Here is a 17,723-nt window from a genome sequence, read left to right as displayed (position 1 = left end):
AAGAAACGCCCAAGGAAAAGGTAGCTTACGATGCAGTTGAAAGACGTAGCCGTTCTTATCACCGGCGGCGGGTCGGGCCTTGGTGCCGCGACCGCCCGCGCCATGGCCGCCAAGGGCGCCAAGATCGGCGTGATCGACCAGAGTAAGGAAAACGCTGAGAAGGTCGCCGCCGAAGTGAAGGGCATCGCGCTCCACGCCGATGTCACCAGCGAGGAGCAGATCAAGGCGGCGATCGCCAAGGCGGAAGCCGCGCACGGCGTCGCGCGCGTGCTGATGAACTGCGCCGGCATCGGCGGATCGCAGCGCATCGTCGGCCGCGACGGCGTCTACCCGCTGGAAAAATTCGCGCGCATCATCAACGTCAATTTGATCGGCACCTTCAACTGCCTGCGTCTGTTCGCCGAGCGCCTCGTCACGATCGAGCCGGTCGGTGAAGAGCGCGGCGTCATCGTCAACACGGCGTCGGTCGCGGCTTACGAAGGCCAGATCGGCCAGATCGCTTATGCGGCGTCGAAGGGCGGTGTCGTTGGCCTTACCCTGCCGGCGGCGCGCGATCTAGCGAGCCAGAAGATCCGCGTCAACACCATCGCGCCCGGCCTGTTCCTGACGCCGCTGCTGATGGGCTTGAACGAAGAGGCCCGCAAGAGCCTCGGTGCCCAGGTGCCGCATCCCGCGCGACTCGGCGACGCCAATGAATACGGCTCGCTCGCCGTGCACATCGTCGAGAACCCGATGCTCAATGGCGAGACAATTCGCCTCGACGGCGCGATCCGCATGGCGCCGCGTTAGGGCTCTTTTTCCTTCTCCCCTTGTGGGAGAAGGTGGCGCGCGTAGCGCGCCGGATGAAGGGTCTCTATCCACGGAGACAGACCCCTCACCCAGGCGAATTCCGAGCTCACAGCGTACATGCCCTCTCCCACAAGGGGAGAGGGCGCAGCAATCGGCACCGCGAATGGCGGCAAGCACGAGGCGCCTCATGTCCCAACCGCTGCTGATCGAGCACAATGACGGCGTCGACACCGTGACGCTCAATCGTCCCGAACACCTCAACGCGCTCGATCCTGCGCTGATTGACGCGCTCAATGTTTACTTCCAGGGCCTTCAGCGCAACCGCGACACGCGCGTCGTGGTGCTGAAGGGCGCCGGCAAGAATTTTTGCGCAGGGCTCGATCTCAAGGCGGCGATGCAGCGTCGTGCCGGCCAGCAGGAGCCGCCCGGTGTCACGGAGTCGCTGGACTCGCAGCGGCGCATCGCCGACATCGTGATGCTGATGCGGCGCTGTCCGCAGCCGATCCTCGCGCTGGTACAGGGCGCGGCGGCTGGCGGCGGCTTTGCGCTGGCGCTCGCCTCTGACATCCGCATCGCGACGAGATCGGCGCGGATGAACTGCGCCTTCATCAAGCTCGGCCTTGGCGGCTGCGACATCGGCACCAGCTATTTCCTGCCGCGCCTGGTCGGTGTCTCCGTGGCCTCGGAGCTGATTCTCACAGGGCGCTTCATCGGCGCCGAACGGGCGCTCGCGGTCGGGCTGGTCTCCGAGGTCGTCGAGGAGGACAAGCTCGATGAGGCCGCCGAACCCTATGTCGACGCGATGATCACGGCCTCGCCCGTGGGGCTGCGCCTGTCCAAGGAATGTCTCAACATGAGCGTCGATGCCGGATCGCTGGAAGCGGTGATCGCGATGGAGGATCGCAACCAGGTCCTGTGCAGCCGCTCCGAGGAATTTTCCGAAGGCATCAGGGCCTTCCTTGAGAAGCGAAAGCCTGTCTATATCAGGCGCTGACAATGAAGATCCGTAAAGGACGAGAAATTCCGGGAGACGCAAAATGAGTGGAAGCGCGGCGGCGGTGATGACGAAGCCCGCCTTTCGCAAGGTCAAGTGGCTTGCGCGCGACATCGACGTCGAGCGCCGCGACGACGGCACGGTGGTGCTGAAGTCGCGCATCCCGCTGCAGACCTACGAGAAGCATATCCCGGCTTCGCTGGCAAAATGGTCGAAGGAAGCGCCGGAGCGGATCTGGCTTGCCCAGCGCGGCGGCCCCGATCGCGCTTGGCGCAAATTGTCCTATGGCGAAGCCAAGCGCACCGTGGATGCGCTGACGCAGGGCCTGCTCAATCTCGCGCTCGACGGCCGCCCGGTTGCGATCCTCTCCGGCAATTCGATCGAGCACGCGCTGATGACGCAGGCCGCGATGCAGGCGCGCGTCCCGGCAGCGCCGGTGTCGCCGGCCTACTCCTTGGTGAGCCACGATCACGTCAAGCTGAAATATTTGTTCGACCTGATCAAGCCCGGCGTGGTGATGGTGCAGGACGGCCCGACCTTCGAGAAGGCGCTGAAAGCGCTCGATCTCACCGGCGTCACCGTCGTTCACGTCTTGCGGCCCTGCGAGGGTATCGCGAGCGTCAGCTTTGCCGCGCTCGCGGCGACGGCCGTGACTGCCGATGTCGAAACGTCGATTGCAAAGATCACGCCTGAGACCGTCGGCAAACTGCTGTTCACGTCAGGCTCGACCGGCATGCCCAAGGCCGTCATCAACACGCAAGCGATGATGTGCGCCAATGCGGCGATGATGATGCAGGTGCGGCCGCGCGATCCCGGCGGTCCGATCTCGACCATGCTGGACTGGATGCCCTGGAACCACACGATGGGCGGCAATGCGGCGTTCCACCCGATCCTGGTCGACGGCGGCACACTCTATATCGACGACGGCCGGCCGATGCCGGGCCAGTTCGATGAGACGCTGCGCAATCTGCGCGAGATCTCGCCGACTTATTACGCCAACGTGCCCGCCGGCTATGCCGCGCTCGCCGCGGCCATGGAGAAGGACGAGGCGCTGTGCCGGTCCTTCTTCAAGAACCTCTCGATCATGGCCTATGGCGGCGCACGACTGCCGGATGATCTCTACGACCGCATGCAGGCTTTGGCCGTGAAGACCACTGGCGAGCGCATCGTGTTCTACACCGGCTGGGGCTCGACCGAGACCGCGCCGACCTCGACCGGCACCTATTGGGACACCGAGCGCGTCGGCCTGATCGGCCTGCCGTTCCCCGGCGTCGAGTTGAAGATGGTGCCTTGCGGCTCGAAATACGAGCTGCGTCTGCGCGGCGTCAACGTGACGCCGGGATATTTCGGCCAGCCTGACCTGACGAAGAAAATGTTCGACGAGGAAGGTTTTTATTGCATCGGTGACGCCGGCATCTTCGTCGACGATTCCGATCCGGTGAAGGGAATCATCTTTGCCGGGCGCGTGGTCGAGGATTTCAAGCTGACCACCGGCACCTTCGTCCATGTCGGCTCGCTGCGCACCGATGCGATCGCCGCCGCGACGCCGGTCGTGCATGATGCGCTGGTCGCGGGGCAGGATCGCGCCTTCATCGGCCTGCTGGCCTGGCCGAACTTGCATGCCTGCCGCCAGCTCGTCGGCAAGGCCGATCTCAGCTTCGATGATGCAGTGAAGCATCCCGAGGTGATCGCTTGCTTCAGGCGCGGGCTGGAGGCTCACAACAAGGAGTGCGAGGGCGCCAGCAGCCGCATCATCGCACGCGCCATGCTGATGGCAGAACCGCCCTCGATCGACGGCAACGAGCTCACCGACAAGGGTTACATCAACCAGCGCGCCGGCCTGGAGCGCCGCGCCGCGCTGGTGGAGCGGCTTTATGCCGACAAGCCCGACCACGACGTCATCGTTCTCAAGTAATCGACATCATCAACACGGATACGCGCCATGAATTTCGATTTCTCCGACGACCAGAAGCAGCTCCGCGATCAGGCGCGCAAATTCCTCACCGAGAAGTGCCCACCCAAGGCTGTGCGCGCAGTCCTCGACGGCAAGGCGCCGTATGACAAGGAACTGTGGAAGGGGCTCGCCGAGATGGGTTTTCTCGGTGTCGCGATCCCAGAGGATTTTGGTGGCGCCGGCGCCGGTCATCTGGAACTTTGCGTGATCGCTGAAGAGGTGGGCCGGGCGAACGCGCCGGTGCCGTTTTCCTCGACCGTCTATCTGGCTGCCGAAGTGCTGCTGATCGCCGGCAGCGACGCGCAGAAGAAGAAATGGTTGCCGGCGATTGCCTCGGGCGAGGCGATCGGCACGCTGGCGCTGTTCGAGGGCAAGGGCAATCCGTCGCCGAAGAACGTCAAGCTCACGGCTGCGAATGGCGTGCTCAACGGGGTCAAGAAGCCGGTCGCTGATGGCGCGATCGCCGACTTCGCGGTGGTCGCGGCACGCACGGGATCGAGTGGACGCGACGGCGACATCTCCTTGTTCATTGTCGACCTCAAGGACGGCGGCGTCGAGGTGAAAAGCCTGACCAATCTCGATCCGACCCGCGGTCAGGCCGAGATCACTTTTAGGGATTGCAAGGCAGAGCCGCTAGGCGCGGCCGGCGAAGGCTGGAGCATCTTGACTCAAGTGCTCGATCGCGCCGCGGTGCTCTGCGCGTTCGAGCAGGTGGGCGGCTCCGACCGCGCGCTGGAGATGGGCCGCGACTACGCGCTCGACCGCATCGCCTTCGGCCGACAGATCGGCTCGTTCCAGGCCGTCAAGCACATGCTGGCAGACATGTACGTGTCGGCGACGCTGGCACGTTCCAACAGCTATTACGGCGCTTGGGCGCTCTCGACCAATGCATCCGAATTGCCGGAAGCGGCTGCAGCCGCGCGCATCAGCGCGACGCAGGCGTTCCAGCACTGCGCCAAGAACAACATCCAGGTTCACGGCGGCATGGGTTTCACCTGGGAGTTCGACTGCCACATGTACTACCGCCGTGCCAACGCCATGGCGCTCGGGCTCGGCAGCCTGTCCTATTGGGAAGACCAGTTGATCGACCGTATGCGCAAGAAGAACGCGGCGTGACGTTATCGTCATTCAGGGGCGCCGCAGAGCGGCGAACTATGATGTGCAATTGCACATCCGAGAATCCAGAGATGAGTGAATAACGTCGAGATTCCGGGTTCGCGCTTCGCGCGCCCCGGAATGACAGAGAGAATAGAACCATGAACTTCGACGATACCCGGCAGGAAGCTGAATTTCGCGCCACTGCTCGCGCCTGGATCGCGGCCAATGCACCGAAGCAGTATGAGGAAGAGCTTCGCAAGTCCTCGCTCGGCCGCACGCAATTGAAGAACGCCAACATCCTCGACGTCGCAAAGGCCTGGCAGAAGAAGAAGGCCGATGCCGGCTGGGCCTGTCTGCACTGGCCGAAGGAGTATGGTGGCCGCGGCTCGTCGCCGATCGAGCGTGTGATCTGGCAGCAGGAAGAGGGGCCGTTCGGCCAGCTATCCCGCATGTTCATCATCGGCCACGGCATGTGCGGGGCGACCATGATGGCGTTCGCGCGCGAGGAGCATAAGCGCGCCTATCTGCCGCCACTCGCCTCCGGCGAAAAGGTCTGGTGCCAGCTGTTCTCCGAGCCCGCCGGCGGCTCCGACGTCGCGGGCCTGCGCACGCGCGCCGAGAAGGATGGCGACAAGTGGGTCATCAACGGCCAGAAGACCTGGACGTCGGGCGCGCACTATTCCGATTACGGCATTTTGCTCACCCGCACCGATCCGACCGTGCCCAAGCACAAGGGCCTCACCATGTTCTTTCTGGACATGAAGAGCCCGGGCGTCGAGGTGCGGCCGATCAAGCAGGCTAGCGGTGCTTCCGACTTCAACGAGGTCTATTTCACCAATGTTGGCATTCCCGATCATCAGCGCCTCGGCGAGGTCGGTGACGGCTGGAACGTCTCGTTGACCACGCTGATGAACGAGCGCAGCGCGATCGGCGCGGCCGTCTCGACAGGCTTCCCCGAGCTGTTCGAATATTGCTCCAGCCTGATGCTGGACGATGGCCCGGCAATCGAGGACCGCGCGGTGCGCGCGAAGCTGGCGAGCTGGGCGGTGAAGGCGAGCGGGCTGAAATACACCAGCATGCGCGCGATCTCGGCGCTGTCGAAGGGCGAGCGCCCGGGACCGGAAAATTCCATCGGCAAGCTGGTGGCGGGATCGATGATCCAAAATGTTGCTACCTACGCACTGGACTTGCACGGTGCGGGCGGAGTCGTCAGCGGCGAGGATGCCGAACTCGCCGGCCGTTTCCAGGCGATGCTGCTGCGCGCGCCGGGCACGCGTGTCGAAGGCGGCACCGACGAGATCATGCGCAACATCATCGCCGAGCGGGTGTTGGGCCTGCCCGGCGACATCCGGGTGGACAAGGACGTGCCGTTCAACAAGATCCCGACGAAGGGAAGAGGTTGATGATCCTCATCCTGAGGAGCCGCGGAACGCGGCGTCTCGAAGGATGCAGGCCCGACTGGGGCCTCGTGGTTTGAGACGGCGCTGCGCGCCTCCTCACCATGAGGGACTAAGACAGAGCAAGAACGAAGAGGTCCGCCATGAATTTCGACGACACCCCGCAGGAAGCCGCATTCCGCGAGACCGCGCGCAAATGGGTCGAGGCCAACGCGCCGAAGGAGTTTTTGGCCGAGCTGTCGAAATCCTCGCTCGGCCGTATCCGGCTCGCCAACCACGACATCGTCGATGTCGGCAAGGCCTGGCAGAAGAAGAAGGCCGAAGGCAATTGGGCCTGCCTGCATTGGCCCAAGGAATATGGCGGCCGGGGTGCAACGCCGATCGAGCGGGTGATCTGGCAGCAGGAGGAAGGCGTCTATGGCAAGCTGACGCAGCCGTTCCAGATCGGCGAGGGCATGTGCGGCCCAACCGTGATGGCTTTTGGCAGCGAGGACGCCAAGCGGCGCCATTTGCCGAAGCTGGCCGCAGGCGAGGAGATCTGGTGCCAGCTGTTCTCCGAGCCGTCGGCGGGCTCCGACGTCGCGGGCTTGCGCACGCGCGCGGAGAAGAAGGGCGACAATTGGGTCGTCAACGGCCAGAAGATCTGGACCTCCGGCGCGCACTATTCCGACTACGGACTTTTGATCGCGCGCACCGATCCCAATGTGCCCAAGCACAAGGGTCTCACCATGTTCTTCCTGGACATGAAGAGCCCTGGCGTCGAGGTGCGGCCGATCAAGCAGGCCAACGGCATGCAGGAGTTCAACGAGGTCTATTTCACCGACGTCGTCATTCCCGACAGCCAGCGCCTCGGCGCCGTCGGCGAGGGCTGGAGCGTGTCGCTGACCACGTTGATGAACGAGCGGATGTCGATCGGCTCGCGGCTTGCGACCGGCGTGCCCGAGATGTTCGAGTTCTGCTCCAATCTGATGATGGAGGATGGCCTCGCCATCGACGATCCCGCCGTGCGCTCAAAACTCGCGAGCTGGGCGGTGAAGTCGAGCGGGTTGAAATACACCAGCTACCGCGCGATCTCGGCGCTGTCCAAGGGTGAACGGCCGGGGCCGGAGAATTCGATCGGCAAGCTCGTGTCCGGCATGATGCTCCAGGACATCGCGACCTATGCGATGGACCTCCAGGGCGCGGCCGGCGTTCTCACCGGCACTGACGAGGAGACCGTGCAGGGCCAGTTCCAGCAGATGCTGCTGTCCTCGCCTTCGATGCGCATCGCGGGCGGCACCGACGAGATCTTGCGCAACATCATCGCCGAGCGCGTGCTGGGATTGCCGGGCGACATCCGCGTCGACAAGGACGTGCCGTATAACAAGATTCCGACCAAGGGACGGTGATCTAGCCTCTCGCTGTATCTTGTAGGGTGGGCAAAGCGAAGCGTGCCCACCATATGCAGATGCGCCGAGGTAAGTCTGTCGGTGGGCACGGCGCTATGCGCCTTTGCCCACCTTACGAAGAGAAGGCGCGAGTTGATCCATGGACGCACAAGTAAAGCAAGACGACCGCATCGGCGTGCTCGAAGAGCTGCTCAACGAGCGCTACTCGGTCCGTGCCTTCCTGGCCAAGGAGGTCGATCGCGCGACGATCGAACATTTGCTGACCACCGCGCAGCGCACGGCGTCCTGGTGCAACAGCCAGCCCTGGCAGATCGTCATCGCCAGCGGCGAGGCCAAGGAGCGTTTCCGCAATCTGATTTATAAGGAGGCTTCGGGCGGTCTCGGGGACGACTATGATTTCCCGCCGCCACGCGAATATCTCGGCGCGTACCTCGAACGCCGCCGCGAGAGCGGTTTTCAGCTCTACAACACCCTCGGCATCGCGCGCGGAGACAAGACGGCGTACGCGAAGCAGGCGCTAGAGAACTACAATTTCTTCGGCGCGCCGCATGTGGCCATCATCCACACCGACGAGCCGCTCGGCATCTACGGTGCGATCGATTGCGGCGCCTATGTCTCGAACTTCATGCTGGCCGCGCAGGCGCTCGGGCTCGGTACGATTCCGCAGGCGGCGCTCGCGCGCCACTCCGGCCTGATCCGCCGCCATTTCAATCTGCCTGATGATCGCCGCATCGTTTGCGGCATTTCGTTCGGCTATGCCGACAACGCCCATAAGGTCAACAGCTACCGCACGTCGCGTGCGAGTGTGGCCGAGACCGTGACCTTCGTGGACAAGTAATCAGGCGTGGATCGGTGATCGAGGCGGCGCACGCCCCGCATCACGTTTCAGACGCGATCACGTCAGACATACGAAGACGGCCGCGGAAGCGGCCGCCTTCATCGCGGTCTCAATCCGAATAACGCCCGCCGTCAGCCGCCGCTGCCGCCGATCACGGCGCGAATGGTCTCGTCGGGCCCGAAATCCTCCGCGCCGTCGACATAGAGCAGCGCCGCGAGCTTGGAGCGCGCGCGGTTGACGCGGCTCTTGATCGTGCCCACCGCGCAGCCGCAGATCGAGGCCGCATCCTCATAGGAGAAGCCGGAGGCGCCGACGAGGATCAGCGCTTCACGCTGGTCCTGCGGAAGCTTGTCGAGCGCCGTGCGGAATTCCTCGAACTCGAGATGGGCGTTCTGCGAGGGCTGCGTCTTCAGCGTCTTGGCATAGTTGCCTTCGGCATCCTCGACTTCCCGCCGCCGCTTGCGATAGTCGGAGCGGAACAGGTTGCGCAGGATCGTGAACAGCCACGCCGGCAGATTGGAGCCGGGCTGGAACGAGTCGATGTTGGCGAGCGCGCGCAACAGCGTCTCCTGGACAAGATCGTCGGCGCGATCGGCATTGCCGCTGAGCGAGATGGCGAACGCGCGCAGACTGGGCACGGCCGCCAGGATGTCGTTACGCAGGGAGTCCGTGAGAGGCATCAATCCCTCCCATTGTTGTTGTCGTTGGAGCCGCCACCATTTTCCACTTGGGGTGTCGCTCCCGGCGCATCAAGTTTCTTGATCAGTTCCGCGAACCGGTCCGGAACCCCCTGCCGCACCACGTCGTCGTACATGGCGCGCAGCTGGTGCCCGATCCGGGACTGAATCTCCGGAGTGAGCCCTCCCTTGCCGGGGGTCGTGCTTTTGCTGGCTTGAGACTTGAGATCTTTCATGACCTGTTCCACGTTTCCCCGAGTTAAGTAGCTGTAAAATCGAGAAGTTCTCTCAACCGGGAGCCGTTCCCTGGATAGGCTCAATGCGAGTTGCGAGAAAAAGTTCCGCCCCCATGCGGAACTTTTCTCAGTCTGAGGCGTAATCAGCCCAGCAGGGGAACCCGGGCCCCCCGCCTAACGCCTGCACGTCAAGGTCGGCCCGAAGATGATATGGAGTGGGGATGTCCCGTTCACAGCTCGTTGCTGAACACTTGCCGTTGTTGCGCCGGTATGCACGCGCCCTGACGGGCAGCCAGTCCTCCGGTGACGCCTATGTCGCAGCCATGTTGGAAGCCATGCTGGGGGATCCGTCGGTGCTCGACGAGAGCCACGGGCCGCGCGCCGGCCTGTTCCGGCTGTTCACCCAAATCTGGAATTCCGTTTCCGTCAACGACGATTCCGAGGTGACGAACCTGCCGATGCCGCCCGAGCGGCGGCTGTCGAACATCACGCCGTTGCCGCGGCAAGCCTTCCTGCTGCTCTCGCTCGAGGGATTTTCAGAAGAAGAGGTCGGCTACATTCTCGGCACCGACGTCGGCGAGACGCGCCGGCTTGCGGACGCCGCAGGCCGTGAGATGGCCGCCGAGATCGCCACCGACGTGCTGATCATCGAGGATGAGACCTTCATCGCCATGGACCTCGAAAGCCTGGTGAAGAACCTCGGCCACAATGTCGTCGGCGTCGCCCGCACCCACGCCGATGCGGTCGCGCTGGCAAAGAACAAGCGACCCGGCCTGATCCTCGCCGACATCCAGCTCGCCGATGGCTCGTCGGGCCTCGACGCCGTCAACGAGCTGCTCCGCACCTTCGAGGTGCCGGTAGTGTTCATCACGGCATACCCTGAGCGCTTCCTCACCGGCGAGCGTCCCGAGCCGGCGTTCCTGATCTCAAAGCCATTCCAGCCGGCTATGGTGTCGGCGGTGGCGAGCCAGGCCCTGTTCTTCCAGCGCAACTCGCGCAACCGCGCGCCGAAAGTGCCGGCGGCGTAAGGAAGCGCCTGCGCCAGGCATTTGACGAAATCCCGATCCGGCGTGCCGCAAGGTGCGCCGGATTTTCGTTGATCCGGTTGCCGCGCTTGACGGCCATCGAATTCGCCGCTCATACCTCGTGTAGCGGCCGCGTTGCAGCCGCGGTGCCATCGGAGACGTGTTCATGGACCAGCAACTCCTCGATCGCCTCGCCATCCGCGACCTCGTCGAGAACTGGGCGGTGTGGCGCGATGCCGGCGACTGGGAGCGCTTTGCCACGGTCTGGCACGAGGAAGGCTGGATGTCCGCCACCTGGTTTCAGGGGCCGGCGCGGGATTTCATGCGGGTCAGCCAGGAGGGGTTCGCCAAGGGCGTGCGCATCCTGCATTTCCTCGGCGGCACCAGTATCGACCTCGAGGGGGCGCGCGCCATCGCGCAGACCAAGATGACCATCTCGCAGCGCGCGCCGGTGCACGACGTGCCCTGCGACGTGGTCTGCACCGGGCGCTTCTACGATTTCCTGGAGAAGCGGCAGGGAAAATGGGGCATCGTCCGCCGCCAGCCGATCTACGAGAAGGACCGGATCGACCCGGTCGATCCCGCCGCGACACTTCAGCTCGACCAGAAAGCCCTTGCCGCGCTCCCGGAAGGCTACCGCCACCTCGCCTACATGCAGGAGCTGATCGGCTACAAGGTCAAGCGCGACATGCCGGGCCTCACCGGGCCCGAGGTCGAGAAGCTCTATGGGGAGGGTCGGGAGTGGCTCGCGGCGAAGGCGAACTGAACTCCAGACAAAAGTAAGGCGCGACTGGCATCACCACAGTCGCGCCCTACGTCGCCGGCTTATGGGGCAGGGGGGAATAGCCGGCTGTTGAGACGACTCCCGTCCGCGAAAGTCGTTCCAGGCGGTTGCGAAATTTTTTTCGCGGGGACCGTGCCCTTTCGCACACGGTTAAGTGATCTTAACGACTGAGAACTCTGGGTCCTCTCCTCGCGTTGTTCCCGCGATCGCCATGGGGCGAGGGACCGACAGCCATGTCACAGATTCAAAAGGTATTTTTAGGCGCGGTCGCGATCGCCGCGACGCTTGGCGCCGTCCAGGTGGGCGCCGTGCAGCTGGCCTCCGGCCATGATCTGGCCGACCGCTGGCAGGCGGTCGCTGACAAGCCGGGCCATAACGTCAATCGCGCCAGCAAAGCCGACCGGCTGGCCGACATCAAGCAGGCTGAGGTTCCGACCCGCACCGTGTCGATGCGGCTGAACGATCTGGCCGACACGTCGGTGCTGCTGCGGGTCCCCGCAGTGATCGAGGCCGGTAACGCCAAGCCGCCGGTGTTGCTCCCGGACCAGAAGCAGAGCCGCAAAAAGCCGACGATCGCCTGCGAGCCGATGGTCAGCTCCCTGACCGAGGTCGCAAAACTGCTCCAGCCCGGCCGCTGTGTGACTTGATCGGCATTTGCCACGGACAAGTCGCCCTCCGCCCGGAGGGCGATGGCTGACCTCTACTTGATCCCCTGCCCCATCGCGTTATATCCCGGGTTTCTTCCTCTTTCGATTGACCGGGTAAACGCATGACGACGTCAGACACGGCTGTGCACACGCAGCCCTTCCAGGCCGAGGTTTCCGAGCTTCTGCACCTGATGGTGCACTCCGTCTATTCCGAGACCGATATCTTCCTGCGCGAGCTCGTCTCCAACGCATCGGACGCCTGCGACAAGCTGCGCTATGAGGCCATCGCTACTCCGGCGCTGCTGGGCGAGGGTGACGCGCTCAAGATCCGGATCATTCCGAACAAGACGGCGGGAACGCTTGCGATCGCCGACAATGGCATCGGCATGGAGCGGCAGGAGCTGATCGATCACCTCGGCACCATCGCCCGCTCCGGCACCAAGGCCTTCGTGTCGAAGCTCAAGGAGGCCAAGGATGGTCTGGGCCTGATCGGCCAGTTCGGCGTCGGCTTCTATTCCGCCTTCATGGTCGCCGACAAGATCGTCGTGGTGAGCCGCCGCGCCGGCGAGAGCGACGTCTGGACCTGGACGTCCTCGGGCGGCTCGGGCTTCGAGATCGCGCGTGCCAGCGAGGAGGATGCGGCCCGCGTGCAGCGCGGCACCGAGATCGTCCTGCATCTCAAGGACGAAGCGAAGAAATATCTCGAAGCCTACGAGATCGAGCGTATCGTCGGCGCTTATTCCGACAACATTCTCTTCCCCATCGAGCTCGTGCCCGAAGAGGGTGAGCCGCGTCAGATCAATTCTGCGAGCGCGCTATGGCAGCGCTCGAAATCCGAGCTCACGCCGGAAGACTACAAGAAGGCCTATCAGCAGATCGCCTCCGCCTTCGACGATCCCGCGATGACGCTGCATTATCGTGCGGAGGGGCGTTACTCCTACGCCGTGCTGCTGTTCGCGCCCTCGACCAAGCCGTTCGACCTGTTCGAGCCGAACCGCAAGGGGCGCGTCAAGCTCTATGTCCGCCGCGTGTTCATCACTGACGATGCCGATCTGCTGCCGGGCTACCTCCGCTTCATCCGCGGCGTGGTCGACAGCGAGGATCTCCCGCTCAACATCTCCCGCGAGATGCTTCAGAACAATCCGCAACTCGCGCAGATCCGCAAGGCCGTAGCGACCCGCGTACTGTCCGAGCTCGAAAGCCTTGCGGAGAAGGATCCGGAGAACTTCGCGAAAATCTGGGAGGCCTTCGGCGCGGTGCTGAAAGAAGGCATCTACGAGGATTTCGAGCGCCGCGAAAAGCTGCTCGCGCTGTCGCGTTTCACCACGACCTCGGGCGAGAAGCGCTCGCTCAAGGACGTCATCGCCGATTTCAAGCCGAACCAGACCGAGATCTATTACCTCGTCGGCGACAGTATCGAGCGGCTGAAGTCGAACCCCCGGCTCGAGGCGGCGACTGCGCGCGGCATCGAAGTGCTGCTGCTGTCCGATCCCGTCGACGCCTTCTGGACCTCGATGCCCTCGGAGTTTGACGGCAAGCCGCTGAAGTCGCTGAGCCAGGGCGATCTCAATCTCGACCTGATCCCGCGCGTCGACGAGGCCGACGAGGCGAACAAGGACGAGCCGGCCGCCGACGAGGCCGCCACCATCGCGGTGATCAAGGCCGCGCTCGGCGAGCGCGTCAGCGACGTCAAGGCCTCGACGCGTCTGACCAGCTCCCCGTCCTGCCTCGTCGCCGACAGCCAGGGCCCGAGCCGCGAGCTCGAGCGCATCCTGTCTCAGCAGAACCGTGGCATGCGCACCAAGCCGATCCTCGAGATCAACCTGCGCCATCCGCTGGTCACGGCGATCACGAAGGCTCAGGCCGGCTCGAAGGCGGTCGACGATCTTAGCCTGCTCCTGCTCGAACAGGCGCAGATCCTGGACGGAGAACTGCCGGAGGACCCTGCGGCGTTTGCGGCAAGGTTGAACCGGCTGGTGTTGCAGGGGCTCGGCGGGTAGCCGGCGCAGGCCATATGTGCCGCCGCGCTCATTCCGCCGCGTGATCCTTCCGCTCATCGCACGCGACGGTGGCTTGCGGCTTCTTCTCCATCCAGCGCGAGAGCAGGTCGGAGAAGCGGTCGAGGTAGAGGTAGACGACCGGGGTCGTGAACAGCGTCAGCGCCTGGCTCACGAGAAGGCCGCCGACCATCGCATAACCGAGCGGTTGGCGGATTTCGGAGCCGGTGCCGCTTCCGAGCATCAGCGGCACGCCGCCTAGCAGGGCGGCCATCGTTGTCATCATGATCGGGCGAAAGCGCAGCAGCGCCGCCTGGCGGATCGATTGCTCCGGGGTGAGATGCTGCTCGCGTTCGGCCGCGATGGCGAAATCCACCATCATGATGCCGTTCTTCTTGACGATGCCGATCAGGAGAATGACCCCGATCAGGGCAATGAGACTGAAGTCGAAGCCGAAGATCATCAGGATCGCGACGGCGCCGACGCCAGCCGAGGGCAACGTGGACAGGATGGTCAGAGGATGGATGTAGCTCTCGTAGAGCACGCCCAGAATCAAATAGACCACGACCAGTGCGGCGAGGATCAGCAACGGCACGGTGCCGAGCGATTGCTGGAATGCCTGCGCGGTACCCTGAAAACTTGTTGCCAGCGCCGGCGGCGCGCGCATCTCGCGGACCGCGTGCAGCACCGCGTCGGTCGCCTGTCCCAGCGCCACGCCCTCGGCGAGATTAAAGCTGATCGTCACCGACGGAAATTGGCCTTGATGCGAGATCGCAAGCGGTCGCACGGGCACATTGGTCCAGTTGCAGAACACCGAGAGCGGCACCTCGTCGCCGGTAAGCGGTGATTTGAGGTAGATCTTGTCGAGCGTACCGAGCTGGCCTTGCAGGTCTGGTGTGATCTCCAGGACGATGTGATAGCTGTTGGTCTGGGTAAAATATTGCGCGACCTGACGCTGGCCGAACGCGTCATAGAGGGTGTCGTCGATCAGCTGCGGCTGAATGCCGTAGCGTGCGGCGGTGTCGCGATTGATCCTGAGTTGAACCGTCGTGCCTTCGGTTTGCTGGTCGGTCGCGACGTCGCGCAGTTGCGGCAGCGTCTTCATCGCATCGAGGATTTTCGGCGCCCATTCGTTCAGTTCGGCGAGGTTAGCGTCCTGGAGCGTGAATTCGAACTGAGTGCGGGTGGCGCGGCCGCCGAGACGAACGTCCTGCGAGGCCTGCATATAGAGCTTGGCGCCCTCCACCTTGGCGATCTTGGGCCGCAGCCGCGCGATGATCTGCTGTGCGCCGGCATCGCGCTCCTCCAGCGGTTTCAAGGTGATGTACATGCGCCCCGAGTTCAGTGCCGTACCGCCGCCGCCGATGAACATCGCGATCGAAGCGACGGCGGGGTCGGCCTGCACGATGGTGTTGAGCTCCACCTGGCGCCGTTTCATCTCGGCAAAGGAGATGTCCTGGGGCATCTCGGACACGGCTGTGAGGAAGCCGTTGTCCTGCTGCGGGAAGAAACCCTTCGGGATCAGGATGAAGAGGTAGATCGAGAGTGCTACGGTCGCGAAGAAGATGCAAAGGGTGACGAAACTGTGGCGCAGCGCGACGTCGAGCCCGCGTTCGTAGGCGCCGAGCACCCTTTCGAACATCCGCTCGCTCCACTGGTAAAAGCGGCCGTGCCGAGCCTCGTGGTTGGCGCGCAGGAAGCGCGAGGCCATCATCGGCGTCAGGGTCAGCGACACCACCAGAGAAACAAGGATCGCCATCGCCAGCGTGACCGCGAATTCGCGGAACAGCCGGCCGATGATGCCGCCCATCAGGAGCAACGGGATCAGCACCGCGATCAGAGAGATGCTGATCGAGACGATCGTAAAGCCGATTTCGGCCGCGCCCTTGTAGGCCGCAGCAAGCGGCCTCTCGCCCTGCTCGACGTAACGGGTGATGTTCTCCAGCATCACGATGGCGTCGTCCACTACGAAGCCGACCGCGATCGTCAGCGCCATCAAGGAGAGGTTATCCAGCGAATAGCCGAAGACCCACATCAGCGAGCAGGCTCCCAGTAGCGCTAGCGGCACAGTGATGCTCGGGATGATCGTCGCCCAGAAGCTGCGGAGGAAGATGAAGATCACCATCACCACGAGCGCGATAGTGGTCATGAGCGTGATCTGTACGTCCTCGACGGCGGCGCGGATGGTGATGGTGCGGTCGCTGATGATCTTGATCGAGATCGCGGGCGGGATGGCCGCGATCAGCCGCGGCAGCTGCGCCTTGATGCGATCGACGGTCTCGATGACGTTGGCGCCGGGTTGCTTAAAGATGACGAGGAACACGCCGCGCTTGCCGTCGGCCCAGGCCGCCGTCTTCATGTCCTCCGGCCCTGCCACGGCCTCACCGATGTCGCGGATCCGCAATGGAGCGCCGTTGCGATAGGCGACGATGACGTCCTGCCAATGCTGGGCCTGGGTGAGCTGGTCGTTGGCGTAGATCGTGTAGGCGCGCTTGGCCCCGTCGATGCTGCCCTTCGGGCTGTCGGTGGTCGCAGCCGCGATCTGGGCGCGCACGTCCTCCAGCGACAGGCCCTTGGCGACGAGCTTGGCCGGATCGATCTGTATGCGTACGGAGGGTTTCTGCTGTCCGCCGACGAACACTTGGGCGACGCCGGATAACTGGCTGATCTGTTGCGCGAGCTGCGCATCGGTGCGGTCGCTGACGACGGTCAGCGGCAGCGTGTCGGACGTCGCGGACAGGATCATCACCGGCGAATCCGCCGGGTTGACCTTGCGATAGGTGGGAGGCGAGGGCAGGTTCTTCGGCAATTGGCCGCTCGCTGCATTGATCGCTGCCTGCACATCGTTGGCGGCGGCGTCGATCTTCCGGTTGAGGTCGAACTGGATCGTGATCGACGCCGAACCCAGCGAGCTGGTCGACGTCATCTGCGTGATGCCGGGGATCTGTGCGAGCTGGCGTTCGAGCGGCTGCGCCACGGAAGAGGCCATGGTCTCGGGGCTGCCGCCGGGGAGCGAGGCCGAGAGCTGAATGGTCGGAAAGTCGACCTGGGGCAGCGGTGCAACCGGCAGCAGAGGATAGGCCACGAGGCCTACGAACAGGATGCCCGCCATCAGCAGTGAGGTGCCGATCGGATAGCGGATGAACGGAGACGAGAAGCTCTCTTGCATGCCCTGACACCACAGCCCTGGCCAGCGCATCTTCTCCCCGCGCACAGCGGAGTCGCGCCCGAGAGCGCAAGTGCGTTTCCTTCAGCCCATTTGCTTGTTCATTGCCCTGGAACGTCGTCGGTCCGGGCCGGCGTTGTGATAGAAAGACTAGTACGTTCGCTTGGGCCAGCGAACGGATTCCTGCGCTGGATGCTTTGCGACCTTTGTCGAAGGAGAGCTGCAGCGAGTTATGCGTTCCGCGCAGGCCGGAAAACTGGGTGCTTTCCGCTTCCGCATCTTTGCGGCGCTGTGTCTCACTCATTTCGTCGCGTGTCACAAGCCGGAGAGGTATGAAATAGGAACAATCGCTTCTGCCGCGCAGTTGTGCCATATCGAAATGACATAACGCGTGCCGTTGCCACCGATTCGAGGAATGTCCGATGCGCCTGCCGATCCTGACCCTCACCGCAATTGTCACGCTGTTCGCGGCGGCAGATGCCAGCGCCCAGACCTACGATCCGCGTTACCCGGTCTGCATGCACGTCTACATGCCCGGCGGTTTTGGCGGTGGTGGCGGCGACTATTTCGACTGCTCCTTCACCTCGCTGCCGCAGTGCCGCGCCACGGCTTCGGGCCGCTCGGCAAGCTGCGACGTCAATCCCTACTACGCGTTCGACCAACCCCCGCCGCCGCCGCGCCGGCGCCACAAGAACGTGCACTAGCGATCCGCAATGCGGCCTTCAGGGGGAAT

At 63.8% G+C, this 17,723-nt stretch carries 15 protein-coding genes; 12 read left to right on the top strand and 3 right to left on the bottom strand.

Annotated features, from left to right (window positions below; all coding sequences use genetic code 11):
* Positions 1 to 30 precede the first annotated feature (30 nt).
* The 7 genes from AC0L30_RS09525 to AC0L30_RS09495 all read left to right on the top strand — a co-directional run bounded on the left by AC0L30_RS09525 (position 31) and on the right by AC0L30_RS09495 (position 8,458).
* On the top strand, positions 31 to 789 hold the full coding sequence (locus tag AC0L30_RS09525; protein ID WP_007615252.1) for an SDR family NAD(P)-dependent oxidoreductase: 759 nt from the start codon (positions 31 to 33) through the stop codon (positions 787 to 789).
* A 187-nt stretch (positions 790 to 976) separates the two neighbouring features.
* Positions 977 to 1,783 (top strand): enoyl-CoA hydratase/isomerase family protein, encoded by an 807-nt coding sequence (locus AC0L30_RS09520; protein ID WP_473404182.1) that lies wholly within the window; start codon positions 977 to 979, stop codon positions 1,781 to 1,783.
* Positions 1,784 to 1,826: 43 nt separating this feature from the next.
* A complete protein-coding gene (locus AC0L30_RS09515; protein ID WP_473404181.1) occupies positions 1,827 to 3,698 on the top strand; it encodes an AMP-binding protein in 1,872 nt (623 codons plus the stop codon).
* A 27-nt stretch (positions 3,699 to 3,725) separates the two neighbouring features.
* Positions 3,726 to 4,853, top strand: coding sequence for an acyl-CoA dehydrogenase family protein (locus AC0L30_RS09510; protein ID WP_473404180.1), 1,128 nt, complete (start codon positions 3,726 to 3,728; stop codon positions 4,851 to 4,853).
* A 140-nt stretch (positions 4,854 to 4,993) separates the two neighbouring features.
* A complete protein-coding gene (locus AC0L30_RS09505; protein WP_473404179.1) occupies positions 4,994 to 6,238 on the top strand; it encodes an acyl-CoA dehydrogenase in 1,245 nt (414 codons plus the stop codon).
* 137 nt (positions 6,239 to 6,375) lie between these two features.
* Complete coding sequence (locus AC0L30_RS09500; RefSeq protein WP_473404178.1) at positions 6,376 to 7,620, top strand: acyl-CoA dehydrogenase; 1,245 nt, start codon at positions 6,376 to 6,378, stop codon at positions 7,618 to 7,620.
* Positions 7,621 to 7,759: 139 nt separating this feature from the next.
* Positions 7,760 to 8,458, top strand: coding sequence for a nitroreductase (locus AC0L30_RS09495; protein ID WP_007597241.1), 699 nt, complete (start codon positions 7,760 to 7,762; stop codon positions 8,456 to 8,458).
* A 131-nt stretch (positions 8,459 to 8,589) separates the two neighbouring features.
* On the opposite strand, the gene AC0L30_RS09490 is transcribed toward AC0L30_RS09495, so the two are convergent.
* Positions 8,590 to 9,138 (bottom strand): sigma-70 family RNA polymerase sigma factor, encoded by a 549-nt coding sequence (locus tag AC0L30_RS09490; RefSeq protein ID WP_007597240.1) that lies wholly within the window; start codon positions 9,136 to 9,138, stop codon positions 8,590 to 8,592.
* The gene (locus AC0L30_RS09485; protein ID WP_007597239.1) at positions 9,138 to 9,371 is read right to left on the bottom strand and encodes a NepR family anti-sigma factor; all 234 of its coding nucleotides are present in this window, start codon (positions 9,369 to 9,371) and stop codon (positions 9,138 to 9,140) included. The genes AC0L30_RS09490 and AC0L30_RS09485 overlap by 1 nt, the downstream gene beginning before the upstream one ends.
* Positions 9,372 to 9,592: 221 nt before the next feature.
* Here AC0L30_RS09485 and AC0L30_RS09480 point away from each other — a divergent pair, with 221 nt between their 5' ends.
* The 4 genes from AC0L30_RS09480 to htpG all read left to right on the top strand — a co-directional run bounded on the left by AC0L30_RS09480 (position 9,593) and on the right by htpG (position 13,827).
* Positions 9,593 to 10,399: a response regulator gene (locus AC0L30_RS09480; protein ID WP_007597237.1), complete on the top strand. Its 807-nt coding sequence runs from the start codon at positions 9,593 to 9,595 to the stop codon at positions 10,397 to 10,399.
* 163 nt (positions 10,400 to 10,562) lie between these two features.
* A complete protein-coding gene (locus AC0L30_RS09475) occupies positions 10,563 to 11,162 on the top strand; it encodes a nuclear transport factor 2 family protein (protein ID WP_473404177.1) in 600 nt (199 codons plus the stop codon).
* Between the two features lie 251 nt (positions 11,163 to 11,413).
* Positions 11,414 to 11,827: a hypothetical protein gene (locus tag AC0L30_RS09470; RefSeq protein WP_007597234.1), complete on the top strand. Its 414-nt coding sequence runs from the start codon at positions 11,414 to 11,416 to the stop codon at positions 11,825 to 11,827.
* Between the two features lie 122 nt (positions 11,828 to 11,949).
* Complete coding sequence (gene htpG / locus AC0L30_RS09465) at positions 11,950 to 13,827, top strand: molecular chaperone HtpG (RefSeq protein WP_473404176.1); 1,878 nt, start codon at positions 11,950 to 11,952, stop codon at positions 13,825 to 13,827.
* Between the two features lie 28 nt (positions 13,828 to 13,855).
* Here htpG and AC0L30_RS09460 read toward each other — a convergent pair whose 3' ends face one another.
* Positions 13,856 to 16,993, bottom strand: a complete 3,138-nt coding sequence (locus AC0L30_RS09460) for an efflux RND transporter permease subunit (protein ID WP_354171454.1) — start codon at positions 16,991 to 16,993, stop codon at positions 13,856 to 13,858.
* A gap of 419 nt (positions 16,994 to 17,412) precedes the next feature.
* Here AC0L30_RS09460 and AC0L30_RS09455 point away from each other — a divergent pair, with 419 nt between their 5' ends.
* Positions 17,413 to 17,694: a DUF3551 domain-containing protein gene (locus AC0L30_RS09455; protein WP_219680379.1), complete on the top strand. Its 282-nt coding sequence runs from the start codon at positions 17,413 to 17,415 to the stop codon at positions 17,692 to 17,694.
* The last annotated feature ends 29 nt before the right edge of the window (positions 17,695 to 17,723 follow it).

Source organism: Bradyrhizobium sp. MI1.11, from assembly GCF_055811255.1.
Note: the sequence above shows the minus strand (reverse complement) of the source record. Positions and strands in the feature narration are given on the sequence as shown.